Raw genomic sequence first — 21,532 nt, forward strand, 5'->3', positions numbered from 1 at the left:
TGTGTGTTTAGGTATATTGAGGATTGGTATAATAAAGGCAGATTACATTCAGCAATTGGATATAAGACACCTCGTGAGCTAGAATTGGAAATGGAAAAAGCTGCTTAAAAAGTCTCCGATTTACTATTGCAATTCCAATCTGTCTTTGCATCCTGATTCGCTGAAGATCGTATTACCAAATTGGAAAACAGGTGAGAAAGTACTTTTGAAGTCTTCATTTATACCTGTCAAGAATGCAATTGATGTATTTACAGCGTCTTATACAGACACACTTCTTATCAACTAAGTTCTCTTTTTAACTTAAAAATCCGCTTGGTAAGTCTAGGCGGATTTTTAAAACCGATCGCCATGCGATTAATTTAACAGATGAAGCACATATTAGGCTCAGATAAAAGGAAGCATCTATTAAGCTTAAATATTTTTATTATCTTTACACGAAAATTACCTTATTAAATTAGTTAAGGTGGTTTTATTCATATTAACCGTTAAATTCACGCTATTGAGGATGAAAGTCTATTGGTATTACATTTCACTTATACTCATTATATTTTTTAAAAGCACTGACTTACTAAATGCACAGTCTATCACCCAAATACAAGCCATAAAAAATCCATTGCAGCAGATAGAAGCCGTGTTAAACCTTCCAAGCCACTTTAATCGCGACACCACTTTATTGAAAAAGGAATTAGAGCCCATAAAAACATTAGCCAAACAGCACAACAGTATTCCCCTAGAATGGGCCTATTATATGCTCATGGCAGATGGTTATTCCGTTGCTTTCGACCATACAAATGCTCGTTCTGACCAATATTACAAATACGCCAGAAACTTAATCGAAGCGCATCCAAACCCAGAACTGGAGATGATCGGGAATATACGACAGGGCTATTATAATTTCGTATACCGCAAGGTCATCGATGCTTTCCCTTATTTCTTACGAGCCAATGATCTAAATGCCAGAATAGACAGAAAAAAAATACCATTGCCCGTAAAACATTATCAATTTATGGCGAGCTTTTTTAATCATATCGGCGACCAAAAAAAAGCTGTAAACTATCTTCATGAAGCTTTGCCTTTTGCAAGACCTGCTTCAAGAGCACGGATTGATCTACTCAATTCAATAGCTGTCTACCTATCGGTAGACAATCCTGTTCCTGAAGCGCTTAAATACCTAAAACAGGCCATGGCCGAAGCTCAACAAGCAAAAGATTCTGTGTGGATCGGAATTATATCCGGCAACATGGCGGATTATAGTTGGGAAGCAGGAGATAAAAAAAAAGCAATCGAACTGGTCAAACAAAATATTGACCTCTCATTACGGTATCACGAGCCCAATGATGCCATGCGGGCAAATCTAATTTTAGCAAGCTGGTATATTGACCAGCAGGAATGGCAACTTGCAAAAAAACATATAGAGGCGAGTGAACATCTTATGGAAGACAAACCCTACTTTCTGAAATATAAGATGGATGCAGCCAAATCATTAGCTGCGATTTCGCATGGATTAGGACAGCAGAGCAAACAACTTCACTATTTAAACCGCTATATATTGTTGAGAGATTCATTGGAGAAAAGAACAAATATCAAAGAATTGCAGAAAATCATCTGGGAGAGTGAGCAGGAAAAATATAACCGCGCCTTACTGTCCGAAGCAGAGAAAAGACAGAAAGTAAAAAGTACTTATCAATTTATGAGTCTTCTACTTGTCTTAATTTTTGCTATCGTTATTCTATTAATCAATAGGTCGAGGGCAAACATCAAAATACGTAACGCAAATCTTGAAAGGGAACAACTCCAACTTAACCACAAGAAGCAGCTTGTCGATCAAGAACTCCTCATATTAAAAAACTCGCTCAGCGAATTTACGGATACTGTCAGGCAAAATGACATCACGATTCAACAGCTGCGTGAGGAACTAAAAAAGGAAGAGAATCAAAATCCAACCTATATTGCCGAAGTAAAAGCGAACCTCAATGCCTTAATGGAAACACATATTATGACAGACGACCGATGGGCAAGGTTTAGGCATACGTTTGACCAGGTATACCCTGACTATTTACAACAGATGAAAGATGAACATGCAAAAATTACCGAAAACGACCTCCGTATATTAGCCTTACAGAAGCTGGAGCTGAGTAATGCGAGTATGAGTGAGCTTCTTTGCATCTCTATAGAGGGTATAAAAAAAGCGAAACAGCGCCTTAAAAAAAAATTGGGGGCCACTTATTCTTCCTAATAAAAAAGAAAATGGGCCGATTATCCTATTAATCGGCCCAAATGGAAAAATACAATTTAAAGAGTAGGTCCAAGTTTAATCTGCCGTACCTGTACGGCTAACGGTATCCCAATCTTTAATAGTTACATTGCCCAATACGACGCCTGTTTTATGCACTGTAATCGTATAAGTATATTCTTTGCCAGGCTCGAATTGTTCGTTCGCCTGACTTGCCCAAGCATAGGTATCGTTACCTATCTCAAAGGTGAAGCGCACAGCTCCGGCCGTTGCGTAGGTAGCCGGAAGCACAATAGCTTCATAGGCTGATCCGCTAGCTTTTACAAAGGGGCTTATATCCGCAGGGCCACTAGCTGCTCCCAGTGTCCCTGTGCTCAGGTCAATGCTCGACATGGTTTGCATACCCTTTATCTTAACTCCCATCGCGGACCAATCAGCGTTGGAAGCATCCAGACCAGTTCCTGCAGTAGGTTTGATAACCACTTTACTGAGCTTATGGTCAAAAACGAGTGGAACCTGAGTTCCGGAGCTTTTATTGAATCCATTCACGCCATTTGTTGCTTTGCTCCAAAGAAAATCAATTTTGCTCAGGTCATTTTGCGAGGAAACATCGATAGGCTGCACTGTCGACAAAGAAGCTGTGGGTACAAAAGGATAATACGCTACAAAATCCACTTTGCTGTCCGAAACAGGGTAATAAATCCCCTGTCCCGTTGCTGGAGCAAATACAGTCCCATTAAAGTTGTACTGGCGATTGCTGCTATTTTCGCTTATGGTCGTGGTCCCATGATTAACCATAAAAATACCGATCTGATCGCCCGAAGCCCATACTGTGCTCGCCCCCGAAGGGTTACTTGTTGCTTTAAGCTGACTAATTTGTCCACTGAAATTGATCACCTCATGTTCCACATCAGGTGTATCATTCTTGGCGCAGGCCCCGAGTAACAGGACTGCTGCCGAAAAGGCTGTTAACAATTGTGTTTTCATATTTAATTTTCACTTTTTAATTTATTAGTTATGACAATGTGATTTACGGCAATACGCTATGGTATTAAGACAAGCTTATTTTATCGATACTTTATTATACGAAATCCGATAAGGTAGGTCGAAGAAGAAACCAACGATTGTATTTTAGCCGCTGAGCGCGCATAAATCAAACCATTATTAAAGTTCCCCCCGCGCGCAAAGCGGTTAGTTGATGTAGCATCCGGAATGGATGGATCTACAACAGCTGTTTCCATTGTCGTTGCAGTAGACGGATAGGGACCATTGCTGAGACACCATTCTGCTACATTGCCATAGGTATCATACAATCCCCATCTATTGGGTTTCAAGGTACCAACAGCGGCACTTTTGAGCCCCGTCCCTTGCAGGTTAGTCCAAGCATAACTGTTGATTTGGGCAGGGTCATCGCCAAAAAACCAGCGATCTTCCGTACCTGCACGGCAGGCGTACTCCCATTGCGCTTCCGTCGGCAACGCCCCTCCTGCCCAGGCTGCATAAGCTTTGGCTCCCTCAAAAAATACAACCGCCATAGGCACATTTTCACTACCTGGTAATGCTTTCCATTTTCCATCTATGTAATGAGGCTGACTTACTAGATTTTGAAATACGGAAAAAGCGAGTACCATATTTCCATCGAGCGGGACATGTACAGAAAGTCCCCCTCCAACGATATTCATCGCATTTAGAAAATCAGCATACTCGGCAACGGTAACCTCATACCTGCTCATATAGAAACCTTTGGTCAATTTTACCCAATGCCGTGGCTTTTCATTCGCATCTGCATTGGGGTCAGTAGCTGGGCTACCCATTTGAAAAGTACCTGCAGGAATCCATACCGCTCGCCAGAGATTTTTGAGTTGAGGCACGTCTATCCGATGTGAGGTGCCCCCCAAAAGCTGTAAAGAGCTCTTCTGCTGCTGGATATAGGATTGACCCGATTGACTCAGAAATAAGCTCCGCTTCCCACCCTCAAGCATCTGAGCTGGCAAAAGTGCACGATAGGTAAACTTCGTTTCATAATCGGTATCATCGGGCTGCTCCACGCGATACATACGTACACTACTCTGCTGCCCGGATAGCGGGGTGAAAGTGCCGCTCGCTAGCGCCAAATGCCCATCACAAATAATATTCGTCAGGTTAACGACCATATCAACATCCGGACTAGAGGCTTTCGACGTTCCTGCTTCAAGCTCTACCTGTACCAAACTCAACAGATGTTTAAAATCAAGCTGCACCGTAGCGCCCAAGTTGATGGCTTCGGCTTTTGCAAACATCAGGTCACTCTGTTGAAAATCCGACCATATAGTTTGATCTTTCTTGACCGAGAAACTGATTGAAGCAGGATTTGTCAGCCCCGCACGATAAGGGTAATAAGCGTAAAAATCAAAACTGGTACCTGCCGGCCAATTGACGGCACCCGTCCATTTAGTACCGTTAAAAGACAATTTGGCATTAGCGATCAGGCTATTTCCAGCAGTTAATGGTTGACCCGCTGGCACAACAAAGATGCCTATCGTATCGCCAGCGCTAAAACTTGCGGTAAAATCGCTCGCAGACACTGGGGGAGTTAATGCCATATTACCGTTCGATTTACTGGACTGCAAAGTGGCTTTTGTCACATTTTTTTGATTATCATCAACTTTCGTGTTATTGATGATTCCAATCTGAAACGCCATATTCCCACGCCCCGAATTAGGATCTATGACAGCTAAATCTAATTTCTCCTGACAGGACATCAGCATAAAACAACACAGAAAAAATTGAAACAAATATTTTCTACTTAAAACTGTTATGAGGTTACTATACATAATTCGGTGCTATGTTGTATAAATTAAGGGTTAATAACAATGCGAAAACCTAGCATGTTACTGAAATAAGAAGCTTCTCTCAATGAACGGTAGGCAGCTCTCGTCTGAGTTGCTGTAAAACTCGCCATGTCATAACTTCCTCCTCGAAACGCATGATTCGCTTCTGCCTCGTTGGCCGGTCCCGGTCCAAGCAGTGCATCCGTTTGATTTTGTGCGCCAGGCGGGTAATCACCCGCAGAAAAACAATATTCTGCCACCAAACCATGCATATCATATAGCCCCCAAGGATTAGGCAACTTACTTCCAACGTCAAACTGTGAACTACCTTGATTATACCAAGCATAATTGGCCAACTGATTCTCATCATCACCAAAAGACCATCGCGTTGCTGTCCCCGAACGACAGGCATACTCCCATTGTGCCTCAGTAGGCAAGGTACCTCCAGCCCATTTCGCATAAGCCAAAGCCCCGTCAAACGTAAGTAACATCATAGGATAATGTTCAAAACCAGTCGGGGGAACCCATTTCGTCCCATTGTAGCGAGGTACATTATACTGATTATTAGCGACAAATCCCCTGACCCAATTCCCATTGAGCGGCACATTAGCGATATACCCGATGGAAGGTATGGTTACATTGCTCGCATTAATAAAATCACAGTAATCTTGAATTGTAACCAGATATTTGCTCATGTAAAATCCTTTTTCAAAACGCACCCAGTGTTGTGGCTTTTCATTGGCACTGGCATCTGTATCGGTATTGGGGCTTCCCATCAGAAAACTACCTTCGGGTATCCACACCAGGTCAGCAGCAACCGGCTCGGTCTCCGTAACCTGACCTATTGTTTGCCAATCGGTAATAGCTGCACGTTGCACTTCTATCTCTTTATTCTTAACGGTAATGGTATAATTATATTCCTTTCCTTGCTCAAATGCATCAGTTACCGGAAAAGTATAATGCATCTGTTGCGCTCCAAGTTGAATGGTTAACACCCGACCACCCGTTCCGGTATGAGGTAGCAGGATAGCCGAACGATTAGTTCCCACATGAATTGTGCCCGAGGCATTCGCATTGTGCAGGACTGCAGTCGCCAAATTGAAGGTAGCGTCGGAAGAAAAGCCTTCCAAAGAAATCTGCGCTGATGAGAGTACGACAGGAGAACCCCCCAAACCAGCAGTCAAGTTAAAGTTGATCTTGGAAAGCATATGCTTAAAATTGAAATCCACCTCCTCCTTGCTCTTCACAATTCCAATACTACTATTGCTATAAAGTAGATCTAAGCTCCTTAAATCATGTTGATCCAAAAGATCGATGGACAGTGTATTACCAGTTACTTGGCGATAGGGCGCATAAGCCACAATATCAACCTGCCCTGTAGTTGGATAATAAATCGGTTGGCCCGATAAAAAGAAAGCGGCTCCACCAGCACTATAGGTATATTTACGATTGTATTCCATGCCCAAGGACAGATTGCTTTGTCCACTCGCCATCATAAATAATCCCATCTCGTCACCATCGGCCCATACACTTGAATTACTCAGACCAGCATGGGCAGTTCGAACCCCTATTTTAAGTGAAATATCACTCATCTCCAGCGGTAAATTATCCGACTGCTTACAACTTAATAAGCTAAATACAGCAAGCAAAAAATATACTATTTTATACATCCTTTTCATATTTCAACATCATTTTCCAGCAAGGTACCCCCTAATTTCCATCGTCCTGACATGCAGCACACATCGCATTCCCCAAGTGTTGCGAACAATTTAATCTTAAGGCATAAGATCCAAAATGGCATTTAACTACAAGTCCAAAATTAGCTTAAAACCATCCTAACATCACAATTATAGGGGTGGACAGAAGGTGGACAATCCCTATACAGTGTCAATACAGTCTATCTCAGATAGTGAAAACCAAGTACATTATAATTGATTCACAACCTTTTCAAACAAACAAGGTCTTCNNGAAGACCTTGTTTGTTTGAAAAAAATGTGAGTCCGCTAATTATTTACAGGGATTCTGTAAACACCCCTTATCGCCGCCTTACCATCGGTGGTTAAGACAGCCGAGGCCACAGCCGTTGCGCCATCAATTTTATAAACGGTAGACTTACCAGCACTACCCTCGGTATAATATACTTAACATAGTGCTCATTTGGTACAGATTAGCGATCCGGATTTAGTTGTTTTAGCTATAAAAGAATTACTTCCAGCAACAATTAAGTAAATTTCTTAATCAATATGTACCTGTTACTATTTACCAACTCGCAACCTGTTGCATAAACACAAAATATCTCCCCCCAAACCTTATCGCGAGATAAAAAATACAGGTATAAGAAAGCAGGAAGAGCATCATGCTAAAGATCCGATTTTTTTTTATCTTTAATTAAATAACCTAAGCATGCTTACCACAATCCCAAAACCTAAAAAACCTTTAAAAGAGCAAAAAATACATCTTTTTTCCAGATTTCTACTCATCCTATTATGTATAGTCTGTTCGATCAGTAGTGCACAAGAAAGGGCCGTAAAAGCAATTGTACAAGGAAAGATTATACATTATGATCCTTTGATCCCCTTGAATATAACCCTGAATCGGCTGGGACTTTCTGCGATCACCATTTACCCCAAGGTCAACGATAAAGGTGATTTTTACGCGGAGGTGGATTTATATATACCTACGCAGGTTTGGTTAGGCTATCGGACGAATTTTAGCATTGTACTTCATCCCCAAGACAGTCTTTGGGTCTCTTTTGATGGTAATTCTGACCAAAGAAGTTCCCTTTTGCGCACAGTCAAATTTGCCGGGACTTCCGCCGTCACCAATACCCAGATCGCACAATTCCAAAATCTTTATTTTGCTAGTGAACTCTACGACCAAAATAAGAATTTTTATGCCGTAAAAAATTACGATCCCGTACAGTATATGCGATTCAACGATACCGTACGCCAAAAAGGCAAAGCGTTGTATGACGAGTTTGTCCATACCTATAGCCCAAATGCTGAAAGTAAAAATTGGGCTCTTTTTGAGACAGAAACTCCTTATTACGATAACATACAGTTTTATTCCATAGATCACAAAAGAGCCAATAATCTAGGCCCCATGGATACCACCTTTGTTATCCCCATAGGATTTTACGACAAGTTGGCAAAGCGTCTTCCACTCGAAAAAAGCCATTTAATGAACACAAATGCGGTATCTACATTTTCCTCATTTTATGATTATTATATTAACGAAAGACGGAGATTTGAGGAAACAAGCGACGCAAATTGGGGAATTACACCAAGTGGGGAACGGTTTGCGTCCACTACTATTGCTGACTCACTACAATTGCACGGGATAGTTAATTATGTGAGCGATCCGCTCTTACGCGAAATCATGCTGAGCCATCACTTTTCAAAAAGTTTTCGAAAACAGGATTTCAAAACCTACGAAAAATTTATTACAATTGTCACCCGACATATTACTTCCCCCTTTCTGCGGGATCCACTGCAGCAGGAATACCTTGCTACAAAAGCCCGAGTCGAGCATCCTGAACTCAATAGCCGTGCTATTCTAAAGGATATGCAATCCTCTCCGATCCAAGAGATCATGGAAGATATCTTACGAAGCAACAAGGGTAAAGTAATCTACGTCGATTTTTGGGCGACCTGGTGCGCCCCCTGCTTGAGTGAATTTCCCAACTCCAAACGAATAGAAGCCGATTTTCAGAACAAAAACGTTTCATTTGTATACCTCTGTCTTGATTCAGATCAGGACAAGTACAAGGCAACGGTTAGTAGCTATGATCTGGGCGGACAGCATTATTTCCTATCAGCCAAACAGAGCGGCTCCATTCGAGACCTATTCAAGGTCAGCGGCATACCATTTTACCTTTTGATAGACCGAGACGGCACAATTCTAGAAACAGGAAACCACCTGCGACCACTAACCGCAAAAGATAAAATCAATACGTTGCTCCAATAGCGGCAGATTTCGAGAACAGCTCATACGCCTGCTATTGGCCCAAAAGTTCCAGGGCCTTGATTATTTTACGATCCTTTTCCAGCACTGTGAGGTTGTCGTCTCCCACGACTTCAAAATCAGGCGAAATATAGGATTTATAAACTTTTAAATTCCTGTCCACCACATAATCTGTTGACAAGTTAATGCCCGCATGATCATTTATTTTAAACCCCTGCACCGCGGTTGTATAATTTGCGGTCTTTTCCCCTACAATAAACGTATTTTTTCGTCCAATAAAGGATATGGCAGTCATTTCACCCGCGCTTGCCGTATAGCAGCTGGTCAAAATAACCAATGGAACATCATTTGCAATCGGATAGATCAACGCTGATTTTCTGTCCAGCATATTTCCATCTATCAGCAACTTTCCCGCCTTAATTTCCCAGTCGCCTGTAGAATGATTACCAGCGTCCCTAAAACCTCCAAAGTGTACATTGTATCCGATAAACTCTTTCAGTCCGAGTAATATCGGATACATATTTCCTCCGGTATTTAATCTCAGGTCTATAATCCAGCCTTTAATTTCTGCTGAATTGATCCCATTGATATGGGTCACAATATCATCAGCGATACTATCAACTTTTTTAAACGCAAAATCACTGTTTCCAACTATTCGGAGATATCCTATTTTATGATCAATCACCTCACTAAACGTACTCTTCTCCGTGTTAAGCCTATTTTTCAGATAAACATTGGTCATCACATTAGGATTATTCCATCCGTAGGTTTTTCCTTTGAATTTAAGACCGCCATGATAATCGTTGAGCTGCCTAAATACGGCTTCATATAATGTTGCGGCTTCATCAATCGAGTTTAAATTTTGGGCTTTATTGTATAGTTCACGTTTAATAACCTCAAGGTTTTCTTTATGAATTGAATTGGCCGATATAAGTTCAATGGATTTATCAACAAATGATTTTACACTGTCATTTTTAAACGTTTGCGGAAACGCATATCTCGAAGAAAATAAAAGTAATAATAATAAAAACAATCTGGTCATCTTGGAATTTTTGTAGCAATAAACTTCCTTATACTCATCATATAACCCAAATGCAGGCCTTCATGAAAGTTGTTCCATTCGAAGGCATCCGTTATTGAAGTGAGACGGAAGCCCGTACCCGTTGTGCGTTGCTGATAGGTCACAAACTTTTTGTTGTTAAAATCACGGATGGTCGGTTCAATCTGTTCGAGGAGCAATCTTCTCAGCAGATCAGCTTCCTGCTGCGATACCGCTGCTGAAGGCTTTGTTCCGGATTGGTAGCTGTTGAAGATTTCCTCAGGGATATGTCCTTCTACCTCAGATCCGATATAGATTAATTTATGCTGTGTGGCAATGATGTGGCCAATATTCCAGATCAGGTTATTGCTGAAACCATCAGGAATGCGATTGAGCTGTTCCAGAGAATAGTTTTCAAAGAATTTGAGGTAAGCCATCCGACTCGTTTTCCATGCGCAAAAGAGTGATTCCATGTCCTGTTAACTGTCTGTGTTTTGTACGCAAAAATAAGCTGAATCTTTAAAACTGTCAAAGCTTATTTACGGGAATCGGATGCTATACATCAATTTCTTCCAATGGCACCTGAAGACGCTGATTCTTTTTTTATTGAACTTTTTGATTTGAGTATTGTTCAATTTGAAAGGAAATGGTTCAATTCTTAAAAAAGAAAGTATGAAAGCACAAATCGGACTCGTTATCACGGCAGTTGCCGGAGCAGCACTGCTCATTTACAGACACTGGAAACAGCGTTCTGTACAAGAATCAACAGAACAAACAGATCGCAAAGAGACGGGCAATCTAACGAACCCACCTTCTTGGTACCGCCCGCTTAATATGCCCGAAATCGACAGCATGGATATTGTATCGTTGCAATATGCCCCCGTCAGGGTATCGCCCGACAGAAATAATGCGGTGCAAGGGATCAACAAACACATTTCGTATTACCATAAAGGCAATAGACATCAATAAGGCAGTGATACGGAAACAGTTGCAGTTTAAGCGATTTCGATAGTTGAAAAAGTGCCCAAGGTCAGTATACAGCGCTGAACCGCGACAATAAATGCGCGCAGTTCCGCGTTCCAGTTAAATCGGTTCAGTCAGATCAAAAATAGGTGTCCTGATATCATTTTCATTGATTATATTTTATATTTTCAACAGGAATTTATACGGTTTTTTAATTTAGACATCCCAAAATCCGCTTCAATTTCAAAATTATCGACTAAATTGGGACACCTTAATTAATATGGGAGTTTAAAATATATGAAAAAAAATGCTTCCTGCATCAACAATTCAACGCAACGTACTGAAAACAAGAACAATGATTTAGATCTTTATCTAAAAGCATTGAATTCTGCCTATTCGGGTATTATAATTACAGACAATCTGCAGTATGATAATCCCATCATTTATTGCAATAAAGCTTTCGAAACCATCAGTGGTTATGCCCACGATGAAATTATTGGCCACAACTGCCGATTTTTACAGGCTCAGGACCGTTCGCAAGCCGAACGTAAGATTATCAAAGAATCCATTGAACGCGGCGAAGAATGTAAGATTGAAATTCGAAATTATCGTAAGGATGGAACGCTTTTTTGGAATGAACTTTTTATTTCACCCGTGAAGAATGAAGAAGGTCAGGTAACTCATTTTATTGGTGTTCAAAATGATATCAGTGATCGAAAAAAAGCGGAGCATGATCTTCGGGAAGAAAAGTCACATGTGGAGCTCAAAATACAGCAAAGAACCAAAGAACTGCAAGATAAAGAAAGTTTTCTGTCCAGTATTATTGAAACAGTACGAGAAAGTCTCTTGGTGCTCGATGCCAAATATATCGTCCTGAGCGCCAATAGGCATTTTTTAAACTCATTTAAAGTCACCACAGAAGAAACGGTAGGAAATTTATTATTTGACCTCGGTAATCAGCAGTGGGATATTTCTTCGTTAAAAGAGATGCTCACTCAGATATTGCCTACCAATAACCCGGTTATCGATTATGAGGTAGACCATATCTTTCCTCATATTGGTCGAAAAGTCATGCTCCTTAATGCTTATCGTATTGAATTCGAGGGCCAGTACAAAGACCGGATCCTGATCGCCATCGAAGATATTACAGAAAAGAAGGAGCAGGATCGGCGTAAAGATGATTTCCTGTCCATTGCAAGCCACGAACTTAAGACACCCCTCACAACAATTAAGGGTCTCTTCCAGATCTTACAGCGATTGAGTGCCGAAAACACCGATCCGAAGTATGTCTCAACTTTAGATAAAATCACGGTTTATATCGATCGCTTGAACTTGCTAATAGCAAAACTCTTAGATACGTCTAAAATTCAATCTGGAAATCTTGAGCTGCACATGGAGCCTTTTGAGATCGATAAGACCATCCAAGACGCCGTCGAAAGCATGCGATTGGCGGCACCTGATTCTGACATCCACCTTATAGGAAATACAGGTAGTATCGTCGAGGGCGACGAGCTCCAGATTATCCAAGTGCTGAACAATCTGCTCTCCAATGCTATTAAATATTCACCCGAATCGAAAAAAGTTGAGGTTAGTATCCACAAAGTAGCCAACTTTGTTAAAATCTCTGTACGTGATTATGGCATGGGCATAAGCTACCAGGATAGACTAAAAATTTTCGAGCGATTTTTCCGTGTCAGCCATATACAGAAAAAGTTTCCGGGTTTAGGCATTGGGCTCTATGTTTCGCATGAGATTATCTTACACCACAAAGGAACACTGTGGGTCGAAAGCGAGCCAGGAGAAGGATCCACATTTAATTTCACATTACCCACTGTAAACAACAAATAAAAATATGCAGCCTAAAAAGATAATGATCTGTGATGACGACCGAGGAATACTCGAGATGCTGGAGCTTTTTTTAGAACTAGAAGGATATCATGTCATATGCGAAATAAATAGCACGCACTTGACAAAGCAATTAATTTTGCATGAACCAGACCTCTTGCTGCTAGACCTCTGGATGCCCATAATTTCTGGTGACCAGCTGATCAGAATTATCCGCAGTACGCCTGAAATCAAAGAAACTCCTATCATTGTGCTATCGGCAAGCGTCGATGGACCTGAAATAGCAGGGAACTTAGGCGCAAATGGCTTTATTGCTAAACCCTTTGATTTAACCGATATTACGGATAAAATTAATAGCATACTAAAAACCTAATCCCCAAATACACGCTGGCCAGGCACATAAAAGCACTTTTTAATGGAAAGTGCTTTTATGCAGCTGATGTGATCATTCAAAGCTAAACGCTTACGCTTGGCCCATTTTATCCACGAGAAGTAATAGATCGTCCAGTTCAAATGGTTTGGCCAAAAAAGCGTCGGCTCCACACTCAGAAGCTATCTGCTTCCCACGCGAACTCGCAGACATCATGATCACCGGAATATTTTGATGTTTTTCCGAACTTCGGAGTTCACGAAGGATATCGCCGCCTGACAACCATGGCATTTTAATATCCAATAGTATAATATCAGGGTCAATTTCTTCGACAGAAGCAATTAGTTCTCTGCTTTTTGACACTAAATAAACCTCTCTAAATTCATTCTTTAGAGCCAGCTCCAAAACGTGAAGGATGGTGGCATCATCATCACAAACAACAATTTTCTTTTTCATTTTTTGATTGTTTAAAAACACCGCAATGATTGAAAAATATGGTCTTGTGGGGGGATTTAAAATATAGACCTAAGCTGGGCAGATAGTTGGTTACCAAACCGTTTATATAATCTTTCTTTGAGATTTTACAAGATAGACAATTTATTGGATAAAAGTTTACGTTCCTTTGATTAAGATACTAAATGCATACGATCTGCTTCAGGCACATCTTTGAAGACGACTGAAAATGTAGTACCGACATCTAATTCGCTTTCTACATGAATAGTTGCGTTGAGCTTACTCGCAATTTGTTTAACAATGGACAGGCCAACCCCCGAACCCTCAAAGCCTTCTGAATTGGGCATTCGGGCAAAGATTTCAAAAATTTTGTCGCCCTCCTTCAAATCAATTCCGATTCCATTATCCTTGATATCATACCGGACCGTATTTCCCTGCCGCATGCTCTTAACGGACACCTGCGGGTTTTGCCTTTTGCTGCTGTATTTTATGGCATTGCCAACAAGGTTCAGAAACAATTGATAGATCAATGTTCTCTCCCCCAATACAGGCAGTGTTTCGCCCATTATAAATTCTAAATGCGGGACCTGGTATTGCTGTTTGCAATTTTCAACGATATTGACAATCTTGGACTTTGGATTAATTGGTTCGAACACAAAGTCGACATGATTTACCTTTGACATTTGGTAGACTCTATCCATCATATCCCGCATCAGCTGCGTCCCATCTAAGATATTTTTCATTGACTTTGCAAGCAGTTCCTCAGAGATGTCTTTTTTATGGAGCAACATTTGTGCAGTGAGCTGTATCGTCGTCAGCGGATTTTTAAGATCATGGGTCAGTGTGTAGCCAAAAGTATCAAGCGCATTATTAGAGCGCACCAGTTTCTTGTTCAATTCATCAATCTCTCCACCACGTTGTGCTACCGCTTGCTGAATAATTTGTGTAATATCCTCAATAAAAGCGAGTTCAGAAGATTGCCATTTTTCGGCTTTTCCTTTTGTAATTTTTTTCCATGCCTCGAATGACGAACGTGGCGAGGGAAAGGTGATCTTTCTATCTTCGTCAACCTGCATCACCTTTTCTGGCTTCCCTGCCCAGGTCTCTTCTATCAGGCGTTCTTTTCTAAAAACATATACGTACCAGTTATTTGCGGGCAGAATACTGATGCGTAGTACACCGGGAAACATTTCAACATCTTCGGAAGGACCATCCTCCTTAAATCTATCAGTCGCAAAAAACTCTGCAGTGGCTATTTTTTTATCAATTTCTCGGAGCATTTTTTTATCAGGCACCTCACCCACTATCATGATCGCACGATCACGTTTAATGAGTAGACCCTGCCCATTCATTACCTCCATAATACGCAGGGCATACTTTTCCAACACGTCATACAAGTCGCGCTTGACCAACAAATCACTTTTTAGATCATGCTTCAGCTGTGATAGATTTTTCTGAACTTTCACCTGTTTCTTCTGAAAATCTGCCAGATAATTGTTTACAGCGTATTGTGTAAGAAAAGTACATAGATGGCGCTGTGAAAGATCGACATGCATTGGCTCCCGATTCTGACAGGCTACAAGCCCCCAAAGCTCATCGTCCACGATAATGCTAAAACTTGCACTCCCCTTTACGCCGGCATTTTTAAGGTATTGTAAATGCATGGGTGAAAGCGCCCGAAGGCTGCAGCGTGTAAGATCCAGATCATCGGCACTACGCCCCATCAGCGGAATCGCTTCCGCATTGACATCCGCCGTATGGCGGGCATGAAAAATACGGTAAAGCTCGCGCGCCTGTGCAGGAATATCGAATTCCGGATAACGGTAATTCATCAAAGATTCCAGATCAGCGCTCCTGCTCTCTGCAATAACTTGTCCACTATTATCTTCCAAAAAGCGATATACCATCACCCGATCATAGTGAATAATGTCCTTAATCAATTCAGTCAATGCCTGCCAGCAAGAGTTGCCCCCGCTACGGTCATCTAAATGCTTGGCATAATAATATAATTTGGTGGTTTTGACAGCAAGCGGATTGCAGGTCTCTATTTCAAGATAAATTTTGCCATCATACCTATAGAGACTTAAAAAATAATCGTTAGCATGGATAGCTACACGATCGGCATACCTGGCAAACATGTTGTCTGAAACAGCATGTTCTATGCTCTCTCCACGAAGTTCAAAAGATGGAACAATCCGATGAAGAACATCGTCTACTGTCATGCCGAGTATTTCGGAGTAATCTTCACCTGCAATAGCTACACAGTTTTCACTTACCGCAATACACTTATCGTCTTCAAAGATAAATAAATACCCAAAAGACTGTATATTTCCACACAGGTGAATTTTTTCCTCATGACAATTGATTTCACGCATAAAGTTACTGATCTATTAAATAAAAATATGGTAAAATCAACAGAACTATCCTCCATCAATGCTATCATATGTTACTAAATTAGTAAAATATTCTGACCTATCGAAATTTGCATCTTTCACTTTAAACCCGAAGAAAAACGAACTAAATATCGACTGCTGGCCCGATTTTCGAGCTCTTTCATAAAATTCCTCCCCCAGTAATGGATAGCTTAACGCGGAATAAAAATGGTATTAAGCAGCTTCGATTTGGTTAGGCACAAGCTATCTCACATATTAAGCAATGCGTCGTAGCCTGCTGATCATCTCAGATTTTTGTTGGCATTGCTGCTAATAAACATTTCATTTTTTTCTTCTGAAATTATTTCTAAAAAGCGCTCATAATGCTTCAAAACATCACTTATCAGCTCATTTTTTGTAAAATACTGGATATCATAACCCTCACGAGCATCTCCAAAATAAGATTTCGGAAAATAAGTTTTCTTATCGGCTATATCAGGGAGATTTTCTTCTTCGACGACATAATCGGACACCACTTTAAAATGATTTTTGACCCCATATATAAAATTGTTGATTAGGTCGTGTCGGATTTCAATAGCTATCCGATTTGGTTTATCCGACTCATGAATCTTTGATTCAATACCATTCTCCTTAAACTCAGCATGCAAATCTTCGAACGCTGCCTTCACTGTACTCCTCATAAATTCATCCACCGACTCACGGCTTTTAAAAGAAACAATCTGTTGCAGGCGATCTTTCCAAAATTCGCCCGACCAGGGCACAGTACTCACCGAAAAATCACGCTCATAATAACTTCGGTCAATCGTCAATGCTTTTACCAAACTGACGCAAAAAAGCAACATGATAATTGAAAATGGCAATGCTGTTATAAGTGTCATAGTTTGTAATGCCTGCAGCCCACCCGTGTTCAATAACATGAGCGCTAAGATGGCCAACAAAGCGCCCCAAAAAACCATTTGCCATTTTGGGGACTTTGGAGCATTCTTGGTAGCAATACTATTCATAACAAATATGCCCGAATCAGCCGAGGTTACAAAAAAGATAATAATAATAAGGATAACTAGATAACTGACAATTTCCGACAAAGGCAAGTAGTCTAAAAATCGAAACATCAAGGCATCTGGATTATCTGCTAAAGAACTCAAAGCGCCTTTAGCGATATTAATATCAAACCACATGGCACTATTTCCAAAAACAGACATCCAGATAAAATTAAATATGGTCGGAATAATAAGTACCGCAGCAATAAATTCACGAATGGTCCGCCCTTTGGAAATTTTAGCAATAAACAGCCCCACATAGGGAGACCATGATATCCACCAGGCCCAGTATAGAATTGTCCAGTTATAAAACCAGGGTAATGTTGCCTCGTCATAAACATGTGTATCAAAAGTCAAACTAAAGAAATTGTTTACATAATTGCCTATTCCTTCTGTAAAACTGCCAATAAGGTAAACTGTAGGTCCAAAGAAAAGAACAAATAGCAACAGAATAATAACAGTTAGTATATTGATATTACTTAATATCTTTACACCTTTATCGACCCCTGAGGTGGCAGATAAAACAGCCAACATCGTTAACACGCCAACAATCATGATCTGATAGGTAAAATTATTATCGGGTACTAGACCCAGGGTCTGCAAGCCAGCATTTACTTGAACCACTCCGAACCCCAACGTAGTCGTGATACCGAAAAATGTACTGCAAAGTGCAAATACATCAATCGCATTACCCCATTTTCCATTGATTTTGTTTTTCAATAAAGGATAGAAGCAACTACGAAGTGAAAGCGGAAGCCGATAGCGGTATGCAAAATATGATAATGCCAAACCGACCACACCATAAATTGCCCAAGCATGTATACCCCAATGAAAAAAAGTATACAGCTGCGCATTTTTGGCTCGGTTAATATAGTGATTACCGGCAAAAGCCTCGGTCGAAAAATGTTGCATCGGCTCTGCGACACTGAAATACATCAATCCGATTCCCATACCTGCAGCAAATAACATAGAAATCCAAGAAAAGAAGGTATATTCTGGCTTACTGTCGTTACTTCCGAGCTTGATATTACCAAACTTGCTAAACATGAGGTAAACCAGGAAAATGACAAAAAGTGTCACAGCCCAGACATATACCCAATTGAGGTTCACAAAGATAAACTGTTTTATTGTATCTAGAATACTTACTTTCAACGTTGGAAAAAACACCGCTAGCAGGCAAACCCCTATAATGAAGAGCAGGCTTGGAATAATGATTCCTTTATTAAATGTCGATTTTGACAAAATCAATTGAATTAAATTTGGTTTACATTATGGTCTTTCGACCAATCATTACGTTAATCGTATGCATTATTACGCACAAATCATGCATTGCTGCGAATATGGATATCCCTTTGTGGAAATGGTATTTCAATACCAGCTTGATCCAATGCCTCTTTACAATTAATAATCAACTGTTCCTGCATGGTCCAAAAGTTTTCGTTTGACGTGGTGACACGCACCGAAAGATTAATTGCGCTGTCGCCAAGTTCGGTTACCACAACCTGCGGAGCTGGCTCCTTAAAAGCATAATCATTATTTCGAACCACTTCCATCAGAATTTCTTTCGCCTGTTTTAAGTCAGCGTTGTAGGCGACACCAATATCGAACCAAGTGCGGCGTGTGCCCAACTGGGTATAATTTGTAATGCTGCTATTAGACAATACCCCATTTGGAACTACCACTTGCTGATTTTGAGGCGTATTTAATTTGGTATTGAAAATATCAATTTCGGTGACCGTACCCGAAACATTTGAACTGGACGTGATATAATCCCCTACCCGAAAAGGTTTCAATAACAAGATCAGTATTCCACCGGCAAAATTGGATAAAGATCCCTGCAGGGCCAAACCTATGGCTAAACCTGCAGCTCCAATAATGGCAACAAATGCTGAGGTTTGAACGCCCAACTGTGTGACTACAACGATAAATAACAATATATTTAAAATCCAGCTGATCAGATTACTTAAAAAACGCTGCAAGGAGACATCCATCTGCCGGCGTTCGAAAGCCTTATCAATCATGCGCTTGACCAGTCGAATGATCCATGATCCAATTAAATATATCAGTAAAGCTGAAATTACGGCAGTAATAATTCGTGGTGCCCAGGCAATGGCTGAGGAAATAAAATTATTCCAATGTTCCTGGACGTCGTTCAATGCTAAATTGTTCATAGTTATATTTTATTAAAAATGTAAGGCGTAGGGCTTAATATATTTATTTATTGTTATAATCACAAATTAATATACCAATGATTATAATTTCAACAATTAGTTTGCCTAATTGTTTGTTAAAAACCCAAAAACGAAATTTATCTTTTTCAGGTTTGAAAACCTGTAGCTATTATACCACGCTTTTCCAAATAATTTGGTCGTATGCTCTATAAGATAAAGGATGTTTACTATATTCGTTTAAATCTAAGGTGAAAAGTGTATGAATAAAATTTTGAGCTTTTTTGATCTGCATCAAGGTGAAGAAAAAAAGGAGACGGTATTAGAAAACGTCGTTGCAAACATTTCCTTTCGGGGTTCCAATGCTTGGATCTTGGCCTGTGCTATTGTCATAGCTTCTGTGGGCTTAAATGTCAACTCAACAGCAGTAATTATTGGAGCTATGTTGATTTCTCCACTTATGGGCCCTATCGTCGGAGCAGGCTTCGCATTAGGAACATTTGATTTTCCTTTGCTTAAAAAATCCATTAAAAATCTACTGATTGCGACAGTCATCAGTCTTGTTGTATCTTTTATCTATTTCCTGCTTAGTCCATTCAAAGAAGCCCAATCCGAATTGCTCGCGCGCACATCTCCAAATATTTATGATGTAATGATTGCCATATTTGGTGGCCTCGTGGGCGTTATAGCCATTACTCGGGTTGACAAAGGCAATCCAATCCCTGGGGTAGCCATTGCAACAGCCCTTATGCCTCCCCTATGTACAGCGGGCTATGGTCTTGCAATTGGCAATTTTGCCTATTTTGCAGGGGCATTGTTTTTGTATATTATCAACTGTGTATTTATCTGTATAGCGACTTTTATTATTGTTAAATATTTGCGTTATCCAAAAACTCATTATGTAGATCAGCAACGAGAAAAAAGGATTACGCAAAGCATAACAATTATCACGCTAACGCTCGTCATACCAAGTATATATTTTGCTTACAATCTGCTGCAGGAAAAAAAATACACCAATAAAGTGAAGCAATTTGTACAGCAGGAACTAAGCAACAAAGGGTATACTGTCATTTATGAAAAAATGCAGCTCAACAGTAAACCGAAAAAACTAGAATTAGCCTTTTTGGCAAAAAAGTTCAGTAGTCAAGAGATAGAATCATTGGAACAAACAATGCATACATTCGGAATTGAAAACACCAAACTTATTATTCACCAAGATAGCCTGGATTTAAAGTCTAGTATTCTTAGCGAAATAGACAAACGTACCGCAGCTGTCAGTGAGAAAGATCTAACGATTCGCGCGTTAAACAACGAACTTACAAAATACCAGGTCGTAAGTCCGGAGCTCGATCGGGATATTAAGGTTCTGTTCCCTGAATTAAATTCATATAGCATGGGAATGCAACAGCATTACGCAAAAACCGATAGCGTGGCAAATCTCATTGCATTTATTTATACTTCCCCCGCCGCGTTAACACAAATCCAACAAGATAAATTGCAAAAATGGCTAAAAAACCACTTTCCAAAAGACAGTGTCGAAATCATTAAAAGATAGCATTAGAGGAACGCTTTGATATGATCGTTGTAGCCATAAATCACCAAAATATCTCCTTCCCGCAATCGCGTATCCGGACGAGGAATACCATGGAGTACTGTGGTTACAACACTTTTTCCAAATGAAGTCTTTTTTTCCGTATTTTTTAATATCGTAAGCACTAATAGTTCATACTTTTCTCGGAAACCGATCTCCTGAATCGTTTGTCCCACATATTTTTTAGGGACGATGGCTTCTACAATCGAATAATTACTATTAAGTTCAAAAGAATCTACAAACCCGGTCATACACAAGCGCTTGGACCACCGTTCTGCAGACTCTTCTTCCGGATGAGCTATCTCTGACACCCCTAGCGCACCTAGTACTTTTTCATGCAGTCTGTTTACGGCCCTACTGATCAGGCGTTTCACGTTAGCCTCTTTACACAAAGCACTGACCATAATATTGGCACCTTCATCCTCACCGATCGCGACGACCACAACATCCGTATTTTTTAACGGTAAAGAGTGAAAAGCCGTTTCGTCGGTTGCGTCCAAACAAATCGTATGTGTAATCTTTTCCTTCAATGCCGTCACTTTAGCGATCTGACGATCAACACCTATTACTTCATTGCCTTGTGCAGTGAGCTTTTCTGCCAGAGAAGCTCCAAAATTCCCCAATCCTAAAATGATAAATTTCATTCTTGTATGTTCTTTACAAA

Annotated in this window: 16 protein-coding genes; 6 read left to right on the forward strand and 10 right to left on the reverse strand. The window is 40.4% G+C overall.

What is annotated here, in order from left to right; all coding sequences use genetic code 11:
* Positions 1–505: 505 nt before the first annotated feature.
* A complete protein-coding gene (locus tag B2O97_RS18430; RefSeq protein WP_286767857.1) occupies positions 506–2,236 on the forward strand; it encodes a tetratricopeptide repeat protein in 1,731 nt (576 codons plus the stop codon).
* A gap of 75 nt (positions 2,237–2,311) precedes the next feature.
* On the opposite strand, the gene B2O97_RS18435 is transcribed toward B2O97_RS18430, so the two are convergent.
* The 3 genes from B2O97_RS18435 to B2O97_RS18445 form a co-directional block, all read right to left on the reverse strand.
* The gene (locus tag B2O97_RS18435; protein WP_286767858.1) at positions 2,312–3,220 is read right to left on the reverse strand and encodes a fimbrillin family protein; all 909 of its coding nucleotides are present in this window, start codon (positions 3,218–3,220) and stop codon (positions 2,312–2,314) included.
* A gap of 80 nt (positions 3,221–3,300) precedes the next feature.
* Positions 3,301–5,007, reverse strand: coding sequence for an SUMF1/EgtB/PvdO family nonheme iron enzyme (locus B2O97_RS18440; protein WP_286767859.1), 1,707 nt, complete (start codon positions 5,005–5,007; stop codon positions 3,301–3,303).
* Between the two features lie 62 nt (positions 5,008–5,069).
* The gene (locus B2O97_RS18445; RefSeq protein WP_286767860.1) at positions 5,070–6,713 is read right to left on the reverse strand and encodes a fimbrillin family protein; all 1,644 of its coding nucleotides are present in this window, start codon (positions 6,711–6,713) and stop codon (positions 5,070–5,072) included.
* A gap of 733 nt (positions 6,714–7,446) precedes the next feature.
* On the opposite strand from B2O97_RS18445, the gene B2O97_RS18450 reads away from it, so the two are divergent.
* Positions 7,447–9,009, forward strand: coding sequence for a TlpA family protein disulfide reductase (locus B2O97_RS18450; RefSeq protein ID WP_286767861.1), 1,563 nt, complete (start codon positions 7,447–7,449; stop codon positions 9,007–9,009).
* Between the two features lie 31 nt (positions 9,010–9,040).
* Here the strand turns inward: B2O97_RS18450 and B2O97_RS18455 are convergent, their stop codons facing one another.
* The gene (locus B2O97_RS18455; RefSeq protein ID WP_115048413.1) at positions 9,041–10,048 is read right to left on the reverse strand and encodes a S41 family peptidase; all 1,008 of its coding nucleotides are present in this window, start codon (positions 10,046–10,048) and stop codon (positions 9,041–9,043) included.
* Positions 10,045–10,518, reverse strand: a complete 474-nt coding sequence (locus B2O97_RS18460; RefSeq protein ID WP_115048411.1) for a DinB family protein — start codon at positions 10,516–10,518, stop codon at positions 10,045–10,047. Before B2O97_RS18460 ends, B2O97_RS18455 begins: the two co-directional genes overlap by 4 nt.
* Positions 10,519–10,717: 199 nt before the next feature.
* Here B2O97_RS18460 and B2O97_RS18465 point away from each other — a divergent pair, with 199 nt between their 5' ends.
* The 3 genes from B2O97_RS18465 to B2O97_RS18475 all read left to right on the forward strand — a co-directional run bounded on the left by B2O97_RS18465 (position 10,718) and on the right by B2O97_RS18475 (position 13,226).
* Positions 10,718–11,014 carry a hypothetical protein gene (locus tag B2O97_RS18465; protein ID WP_147282034.1) on the forward strand — a complete coding sequence of 99 codons (297 nt, stop codon included), beginning with the start codon at positions 10,718–10,720 and terminating at the stop codon, positions 11,012–11,014.
* 291 nt (positions 11,015–11,305) lie between these two features.
* Positions 11,306–12,856, forward strand: coding sequence for a PAS domain-containing sensor histidine kinase (locus B2O97_RS18470; RefSeq protein ID WP_286767862.1), 1,551 nt, complete (start codon positions 11,306–11,308; stop codon positions 12,854–12,856).
* Positions 12,857–12,860: 4 nt separating this feature from the next.
* Positions 12,861–13,226 carry a response regulator gene (locus B2O97_RS18475; RefSeq protein ID WP_286767863.1) on the forward strand — a complete coding sequence of 122 codons (366 nt, stop codon included), beginning with the start codon at positions 12,861–12,863 and terminating at the stop codon, positions 13,224–13,226.
* A gap of 90 nt (positions 13,227–13,316) precedes the next feature.
* On the opposite strand, the gene B2O97_RS18480 is transcribed toward B2O97_RS18475, so the two are convergent.
* The 4 genes from B2O97_RS18480 to B2O97_RS18495 all read right to left on the reverse strand — a co-directional run bounded on the left by B2O97_RS18480 (position 13,317) and on the right by B2O97_RS18495 (position 19,280).
* Positions 13,317–13,679 (reverse strand): response regulator, encoded by a 363-nt coding sequence (locus tag B2O97_RS18480; RefSeq protein WP_286767864.1) that lies wholly within the window; start codon positions 13,677–13,679, stop codon positions 13,317–13,319.
* A 170-nt stretch (positions 13,680–13,849) separates the two neighbouring features.
* Positions 13,850–16,051, reverse strand: coding sequence for an ATP-binding protein (locus tag B2O97_RS18485; RefSeq protein WP_115048401.1), 2,202 nt, complete (start codon positions 16,049–16,051; stop codon positions 13,850–13,852).
* 299 nt (positions 16,052–16,350) lie between these two features.
* Entirely contained in the window at positions 16,351–18,351 is a 2,001-nt protein-coding gene (locus B2O97_RS18490; RefSeq protein ID WP_286767865.1) for a BCCT family transporter, read from the reverse strand.
* A gap of 80 nt (positions 18,352–18,431) precedes the next feature.
* Entirely contained in the window at positions 18,432–19,280 is an 849-nt protein-coding gene (locus tag B2O97_RS18495) for a mechanosensitive ion channel family protein (RefSeq protein WP_070566538.1), read from the reverse strand.
* A gap of 259 nt (positions 19,281–19,539) precedes the next feature.
* Here B2O97_RS18495 and B2O97_RS18500 point away from each other — a divergent pair, with 259 nt between their 5' ends.
* Positions 19,540–20,832, forward strand: a complete 1,293-nt coding sequence (locus tag B2O97_RS18500) for a TIGR00341 family protein (protein ID WP_286767866.1) — start codon at positions 19,540–19,542, stop codon at positions 20,830–20,832.
* Between the two features lie 2 nt (positions 20,833–20,834).
* Here B2O97_RS18500 and B2O97_RS18505 read toward each other — a convergent pair whose 3' ends face one another.
* Positions 20,835–21,512 (reverse strand): potassium channel family protein, encoded by a 678-nt coding sequence (locus tag B2O97_RS18505; protein ID WP_070566542.1) that lies wholly within the window; start codon positions 21,510–21,512, stop codon positions 20,835–20,837.
* Positions 21,513–21,532 lie beyond the last annotated feature (20 nt).

It is taken from the genome of Sphingobacterium sp. UBA865 (assembly GCF_002295765.1).
Lineage (GTDB): Bacteria > Bacteroidota > Bacteroidia > Sphingobacteriales > Sphingobacteriaceae > Sphingobacterium > Sphingobacterium multivorum.

Excerpts from the sequence above, each read along its gene's own strand:
- B2O97_RS18430 (WP_286767857.1), top strand. The coding sequence starts at position 506 with ATGAAAGTCTATTGGTATTACATTTCACTTATACTCATTATATTTTTT.
- B2O97_RS18435 (WP_286767858.1), bottom strand. The coding sequence starts at position 3,220 with ATGAAAACACAATTGTTAACAGCCTTTTCGGCAGCAGTCCTGTTACTC.
- B2O97_RS18445 (WP_286767860.1), bottom strand. The coding sequence starts at position 6,713 with ATGTATAAAATAGTATATTTTTTGCTTGCTGTATTTAGCTTATTAAGT.
- B2O97_RS18450 (WP_286767861.1), top strand. The coding sequence starts at position 7,447 with ATGCTTACCACAATCCCAAAACCTAAAAAACCTTTAAAAGAGCAAAAA.
- B2O97_RS18455 (WP_115048413.1), bottom strand. The coding sequence starts at position 10,048 with ATGACCAGATTGTTTTTATTATTATTACTTTTATTTTCTTCGAGATAT.
- B2O97_RS18460 (WP_115048411.1), bottom strand. The coding sequence starts at position 10,518 with ATGGAATCACTCTTTTGCGCATGGAAAACGAGTCGGATGGCTTACCTC.
- B2O97_RS18465 (WP_147282034.1), top strand. The coding sequence starts at position 10,718 with ATGAAAGCACAAATCGGACTCGTTATCACGGCAGTTGCCGGAGCAGCA.
- B2O97_RS18470 (WP_286767862.1), top strand. The coding sequence starts at position 11,306 with ATGAAAAAAAATGCTTCCTGCATCAACAATTCAACGCAACGTACTGAA.
- B2O97_RS18475 (WP_286767863.1), top strand. The coding sequence starts at position 12,861 with ATGCAGCCTAAAAAGATAATGATCTGTGATGACGACCGAGGAATACTC.
- B2O97_RS18480 (WP_286767864.1), bottom strand. The coding sequence starts at position 13,679 with ATGAAAAAGAAAATTGTTGTTTGTGATGATGATGCCACCATCCTTCAC.
- B2O97_RS18485 (WP_115048401.1), bottom strand. The coding sequence starts at position 16,051 with ATGCGTGAAATCAATTGTCATGAGGAAAAAATTCACCTGTGTGGAAAT.
- B2O97_RS18495 (WP_070566538.1), bottom strand. The coding sequence starts at position 19,280 with ATGAACAATTTAGCATTGAACGACGTCCAGGAACATTGGAATAATTTT.
- B2O97_RS18500 (WP_286767866.1), top strand. The coding sequence starts at position 19,540 with ATGAATAAAATTTTGAGCTTTTTTGATCTGCATCAAGGTGAAGAAAAA.
- B2O97_RS18505 (WP_070566542.1), bottom strand. The coding sequence starts at position 21,512 with ATGAAATTTATCATTTTAGGATTGGGGAATTTTGGAGCTTCTCTGGCA.